A 1,442-nucleotide genomic window follows, 5' to 3' on the forward strand; every position below is an offset into this window, starting at 1 on the left:
TTCATCGGTGGGCAGTGGGAGGCGCCGGTGACCGGTGAGTACTTCGAGAACGCCACCCCGGTCACCGGCGAGGTGTTCTGCGAGATCCCGCGCTCCACGGCGGCCGACATCGACAAGGCGCTGGACGCCGCGCAGGCGGCGGCGCCGGCCTGGGGCAAGACGTCGCCGGCCGATCGCGCGGCGATCCTCAACAAGATCGCCGACCGCATCGACGAGCACAGCCAGCAGCTGGCGGTGGCCGAGGTGTGGGACAACGGCAAGCCGATCCGGGAGTGCCTGGCCGCCGACATCCCGCTGGCCGCCGATCATTTCCGCTACTTCGCATCGGCGATCCGCGCCCAGGAGGGCGCGCTGAGCCAGATCGACGACGACACCGTCGCCTACCACTTCCAGGAGCCGCTGGGCGTGGTCGGTCAGATCATCCCGTGGAACTTCCCGCTGCTGATGGCGGCCTGGAAGCTGGCGCCGGCGCTGGCCGCCGGTAACGCGGTGGTGCTCAAGCCCGCCGAGCAGACCCCGGCGTCGATCCTGTTCTTGATGGGTCTGATCGGTGACCTGCTGCCGGCCGGAGTCGTCAACGTGGTCAACGGATTCGGGGTGGAGGCCGGCAAGCCCCTGGCGTCCAGTAACCGGATCGCCAAGATCGGCTTCACCGGCGAGACCACCACCGGGCGGCTGATCATGCAGTACGCCAGTCACAACATCATCCCGGTCACCCTGGAGTTGGGCGGCAAGAGTCCCAACATCTTCTTCTCCGACGTGCTGGCGGCCAACGACGACTTTCAGGACAAGGCGTTGGAGGGATTCGCCGGGTTCGCGCTCAATCAGGGTGAGGTGTGCACCTGCCCGTCGCGGTCGCTGATCCAGGCCGACATCTACGACGAGTTTTTGGAGCTGGCCGCGATCCGCACCAAGGCGATCCGCCAAGGCGACCCGCTGGATGCGGCCACCATGATCGGCGCGCAGGCCTCCAACGACCAGCTGGAAAAGATCTTGTCCTACATCGAGATCGGCAAGGGGGAGGGCGCCAAGGTCATCACCGGCGGCGAGCGCGCCGAACTCGGCGGCGATCTGTCCGGCGGCTTCTACGTGCAGCCGACGATCTTCGGCGGGCACAACAAGATGCGGATCTTCCAGGAGGAGATCTTCGGCCCGGTGGTGTCGGTGACGTCGTTCAGCGACTACGACGACGCGATCGCACAAGCCAACGACACCCTCTACGGGCTGGCCGCCGGGGTGTGGAGCCGCGACGGCAACACCGCCTACCGGGCCGGCCGCGACATCGCGGCCGGGCGGGTGTGGATCAACTGCTATCACGCCTATCCAGCGCACGCCGCGTTCGGCGGCTACAAGCAGTCCGGGATCGGCCGGGAGAACCACAAGATGGCGCTCGCCTACTACCAGCAGACCAAGAACCTGCTGGTGTCCTACTCCCAGACGGC

At 67.1% G+C, this 1,442-nt stretch carries 1 protein-coding gene; it reads left to right on the plus strand.

The features are described 5' to 3' along the window. The coding region (locus tag A5771_RS12945) for an aldehyde dehydrogenase family protein (protein ID WP_064855622.1) at positions 1-1,442 on the plus strand (1,442 nt) is incomplete at both ends.

Origin of the sequence: Mycolicibacter sinensis, assembly GCF_001667375.1 — a bacterium.
Taxonomy (GTDB): domain Bacteria; phylum Actinomycetota; class Actinomycetes; order Mycobacteriales; family Mycobacteriaceae; genus Mycobacterium; species Mycobacterium sinense_A.